Genomic DNA, 4,901 nt, shown 5'->3' with positions numbered 1-4,901 from the left:
GTCGTCTGCCGCCGTGGCGTGCAGGGCTTCGGCCACGATGAGGACGCTGTGCGTGGCAGCGCTGACGGCCGAGAGACCGCTTTGCCGGTGCGTCCAGCGGCGGGCGTGGGCGGAGGGCGGCTGGGCGGCGTCGGCAAAGATGACTTCATGCGGCTCGGGGTGCTCTGTTTCGCCGCTGAAGGCCTGGTAGCTTTCAGCGCCGGTGGCGTAGCGCACCTCCAGCTGCTGCGCCACCCGGGCCACGTCAAACACGGCGACGGGAATGGCGAACGCAATCGACACGGCATTGCACAGGTCAACCAGCGGGTGCAGCTGCGGCAGCGAACCTTCCTTGCGGAAGCGGCGCAGCAGTGATTCAGACGCGCAGCGGTATTGCGTGGGCTTGAGGCCCATTTTTGAAAAGGTACGGCGCCAGGCCTGCACTTCGGGCAGCTCGCCTTCAGCGTTCGTGGCCAGGCGGGTGGCAGCGATGGCGTTGAAGCGGGCGACCTGGGCTGAGACGTCTGCATCGGCCGTGATGCCGGTGGCGGCCAGCACGCCGGGCACCAGCTCGGGGTAGTCGGCCCAGATGGCCGGGGAATGGCGGAAGAACATGCGCGACGGCCTTCTTTAAAAAGTGAAACAGCGGCCAGCATGCCGCCGCGCACGCCAGCCGTCTTGAACGTTATTGCAGTGGAGTTTATTCATGGCCTGCTCCCACGCGCCGGGCGTAAAGCCAAACTGGCGGGCAAACAGCCGCGTCATGTGGCTCTGGTCGGCAAAGCCACAGGCGGCGGCCACCTGCGCCAGCCCGGCGCCGCTGCGAATGAGGCTGCGCGCATGCTCGACACGCTGCTGCAGCAGCCAGGCGTGGGGAGTGAGGCCAAAGGCTTTTTCAAAACGGCGCAGAAGCTGGAACTTGCTAAGGCCTGCGGTGCGCGCCAGCTCCGTCAACGTGGGCGGGGCCAGCAAGTCAGCGGCCAGTTGGTCGCGGGCGCGGTGCAGCTCAGGTGAAGACGATGAGACTTGCGATTGCGTGACAGGCGAAACGKCATGGCGGTGCAGCAGCAGGGCGCAGGCGCGGACCAGCGACTCTTCACATGCGAGGGCATCCGCGCCGCTGCGCCCCGCACCGGCGTCCCAGCGCTGCAGGCGGCCGAGCAGGCGTTGCAACGCTGTGCGCAGGCGCACGTCTTGCGTGACGGGGCGCGTGAGTTCGATGTCAGTGGCCAGCGAGTTACCTGGCGCATCGGCCACCAGGGACGCGATGGCCGCGGGCTCAAAGTACAGCATGCGCCACCGGCGCGAAGGGCCGCCCAGCGGCCGGCCGTCATGCACCTCGCCAGGGTTGCACATGATGACATCACCGGCATAGGCATCGACCGGGCCGCGCCCGCTGGCCGAGCTTTGCGCGCCTTGCTCCATCAACCCTACGCCATACACCGCATGCCAGTGGCGGCCGAAGTGGCGCGCGCTTTCCATCTGCGTGGCGTAGATGCCGGCCCACGGTGAGCCGAAGACGCGGCCCTGGTGGGCGGGTGGTGCAGCTGAGGGGGGCATGGGCGCCATGATGCCTCGGGAATGCGCGGCGCACCAGCCCTCCCGGCGCCCTCCCTCAAGACGGCGCCCTGGTGTCAGGGCTCCGCGGCTTTTGAAGCGGTGGTATTCAGGTGGCAGRCCGAGATTTGCGACGGCGCGACTTCGATCAGGGCCGGCCGGACTTCCCGGCAAATGGGCATGACATGCGGACACCGGGGGTGAAACGCGCAACCGCTCGGAACATTCATGGGGCTCGGCATCTCGCCCGCAATCGGCCTGTACGTGAGCGGTTTCGCATCCATGCGCGGCGCGTCGGCAATGAGTGCCTTTGTGTAGGGATGGTTGGGTTGGCTAAAAAGCGTCTCTGTTTTGGCCAGCTCCACAATGCGGCCCAGATACATGATCGCCACCCGGTCGGCCAGATATTCCACCACCGCCAGGTTGTGGCTGATGAACAGGTAGGCAAGGTTTTGCTCTCGCCGCAGCTTCTGGAAAAGATTGAGAACCTGCGCCTGGATGGACACATCAAGCGCGGAAACAGCCTCATCACAGACGACCAGCGACGGCTTCAGGGCCAGCGCTCTTGCGATGGCGATTCGCTGCCGCTGCCCGCCCGAGAACTGGTGCGGATAGCGTTCGCCGTAACTGGCGTCAAGACCCACCTGTTCCAGGAGGCCTCTCACGAACGGGGCCTTGTCCTTTGCGGAAATCAGCCCGTGATAGATGGCCGCCTCGCTGAGGAGCTGGTCAACACGCAGCCGCGGATTGAGCGAGCCATAGGGGTTTTGAAAGACCATCTGGACGTTTCGGTGGACATCCGAAAGATAGGGCTTGCCCGGCACCTGATGAACCATGACGTCGCCGCTGGACGGTTCCAGAATGCCCGCGACGATTCGCCCGAAGGTTGATTTTCCACAGCCCGACTCACCCACCAGGCCGACGACCTCCCCCGCCTCGATCTGCAGGCTGACGTCACTCACCGCGGACACCTGCTTGGGTGTCTTGCGGGCCAGCTTCAATTTGTGCGCCAGTTGCCCGCTCCAGGTTTGCGCGGCACCAAACCGTTTCGAGACATTGGCCGCTTCAAGTATCGTGGTCATGAATTGTTTGTCGTATAGGGGTGAAAGCAAAGAAACTCCCGGTCTTCTGTCCGGGTCAGGCCGGGCATCTTTGTGCACGCTTGCGTTGCCCGGCTGCAGCGGGGTGCGAACGCGCAACCGGACGGCAGGTTGAGCAAAGGCGGGGTACTTCCGGGAATGGGCTTGAGCAGGGAGCCGCGATCCTGCGACTTGGGCAATGAGTCGATCAACCCGCGTGTGTAAGGATGTCTCGGCGACCTGATCACGTCAGCGACCGCGCCTTTCTCGACGATGCGGCCGGCATACATCACGCACACGTAGTCGGCAAGGTCTTTCACCACACTCAGGTCGTGCGTAATCCACACCAGTCCCGTTCCTCGCTCCTTTGTCAGCTTGCGGATCTGGTAAAGAATCTGCGCCTGAATCGTGACGTCCAGGGCGGTCGTCGGCTCGTCGGCGATGATCACGGCCGGCTCGTTGATGATGGCGTTCGCGATGGCGATTCGCTGGCGCATGCCACCCGAGAGTTCATGCGGATAGGCGCGCATTCTCTCGGCCGGCGCCGGAATTCCCACCGCGGCCAACGCGGCGCATGCCCGCTCCGTGGCATCTGACCGTGATACTTTGGCGTGAATCCGGATGGTTTCCGTCAACTGGTCTCCCACACGGATGACAGGGTTGAGCGACATCATGGGGTCCTGGAAAACCATCGCCATCTCTTTGCCCCGAATCCTGTTCCATTCGCGGGCGGAGACGGAGCGCAGGTTATTTCCCCGAAGGAGAATTTCACCGGCAACGATTCGGCCCGGAGGATCCACCAGGTTCATCAAAGACATTGCCGTCACGGACTTCCCCGATCCCGACTCGCCCACCAGGGCAACGATTTGCCCTTGCCCGACGGAGAAGGAAACGTCGTTCACCGCCCTGGCGACGCCGGCCTTGGTCTCGAAGTGGGTCGTGATCCCACTGACCTTTAACGCACTTGTGCTCATACCTGATCCAGCTTGGGGTTGAAAACAACACGCAGACGATCACCGATCAGGTTGATCGACCCCACCAGAAGCACCAATGCCAACCCCGGATAGACCGAGATCCAGTATTTGTTCGTGAGCATGTACTCGAAGCCATTGGCAATCAGCAGCCCCAGCGAAGGTTCTGTCTGGGGAAGCCCGATACCCAGGAAACTCATCGTTGCCTCCAGGCTGATGGCGTGCGCCGTCTGCAGGGTGCCGGTGACGATCAGCGTTCCCATGCAGTTCGGCAGCACGTGCCTGAACATGATCCGCCTGGGGGGCAAGCCTTGCCCCATCGCTGCCTCCACATACTCTTTTTGTTGCTCCACCAGCGCGGCCCCGCGCACATTGCGGGCGTAGTACGCCCATTGAACAATGATCAGGGCCAGCAAGGTCTTGTCTACACCCTGGCCCAGCGATGCCAAAAGTACCAGCGCGATCAGGATGGCCGGCAGGCTCAGCTGCAAGTCAACGATTCGCATGAAGAACGAATCCACACGCCCGCCAAAGTAGGCGGCCGTCAGGCCCACTGTTGTTCCGATACAAAGCGCGGCCAATGCACTCAAAAGGCCGACAGCCATGCTGATGCGAAGCCCATAAAAGATTGCACTGATCAGGTCCCGTCCGGCGCCATCGGTGCCGAGGATATGCAGCATCCCGCTCACTTCGCTGCGCGCACCCGGAACGAGTTCTGCGTCCACGATAGACACGGAGGCCAGGTCGTACGGGTTCTGCGGTGAGAAAAATGGCGCGCCCAATGCCACGATGAGCAGCAGCCCGAAGACGACCAGCGCTGCGAACGCAATTTTGCTGAGCAGGAATTGCCGCCGGATCCGGCTCCACGGGGTTTGCGCCGGCTGCGGCGCCGGCCGGGCCGCCGGCTTTTCCTCCGGATTCAACGATTCGGTCTGGATCATGGGGTCACCTCATTTTTATTTGCTGCGGGCTCTGAGCCGGGGATCAAGAATCACGTACAGGAGATCGACCAGAAGGTTGATGGAGACCACCAGAAGGACGGTGACCATCAGGTAAGCCACGACAACCGGCCTGTCGAGATGGAGGATCGAGTCAATGATGAGTTTTCCCATGCCTGGCCACGCAAAGACCGACTCGGTCACCACAGAGAAAGCGATGAGGTGACCGAACTCGAGCCCGACGGCGGTGACAACGGGAATCATCACATTCGGGGCAATGTGCCTGGCCAGGAGCCTCAACCCGGACACGCCTTTGGCACGCGCGAACCGCACATATTCCTGTTGCACCACATCGCGGGTTCCGGTCTCCGTCAGGC

At 62.9% G+C, this 4,901-nt stretch carries 6 protein-coding genes; all 6 read right to left on the bottom strand.

Annotated elements, in window-relative coordinates; genetic code table 11:
- The coding region (locus tag AC1D1X_RS15630; RefSeq protein ID WP_477698604.1) for a B3/B4 domain-containing protein at positions 1-594 on the bottom strand (594 nt) is incomplete at its 3' end.
- Positions 595-609: 15 nt separating this feature from the next.
- Positions 610-1,539 (bottom strand): helix-turn-helix domain-containing protein, encoded by a 930-nt coding sequence (locus tag AC1D1X_RS15625; RefSeq protein WP_477698605.1) that lies wholly within the window; start codon positions 1,537-1,539, stop codon positions 610-612.
- 74 nt (positions 1,540-1,613) lie between these two features.
- Complete coding sequence (locus AC1D1X_RS15620; protein ID WP_477698603.1) at positions 1,614-2,618, bottom strand: ABC transporter ATP-binding protein; 1,005 nt, start codon at positions 2,616-2,618, stop codon at positions 1,614-1,616.
- The gene (locus AC1D1X_RS15615) at positions 2,615-3,589 is read right to left on the bottom strand and encodes an ABC transporter ATP-binding protein (protein WP_477670535.1); all 975 of its coding nucleotides are present in this window, start codon (positions 3,587-3,589) and stop codon (positions 2,615-2,617) included. Before AC1D1X_RS15615 ends, AC1D1X_RS15620 begins: the two co-directional genes overlap by 4 nt.
- The gene (locus AC1D1X_RS15610) at positions 3,586-4,527 is read right to left on the bottom strand and encodes an ABC transporter permease (protein WP_477670534.1); all 942 of its coding nucleotides are present in this window, start codon (positions 4,525-4,527) and stop codon (positions 3,586-3,588) included. Before AC1D1X_RS15610 ends, AC1D1X_RS15615 begins: the two co-directional genes overlap by 4 nt.
- Before the next feature lie 15 nt (positions 4,528-4,542).
- On the bottom strand, positions 4,543-4,901 hold a 359-nt coding region (locus tag AC1D1X_RS15605), incomplete at its 5' end, for an ABC transporter permease (protein WP_477698602.1).

The organism is Polaromonas sp. P1_G4 (assembly GCF_056405475.1).
Note: the sequence above shows the minus strand (reverse complement) of the source record. Positions and strands in the feature narration are given on the sequence as shown.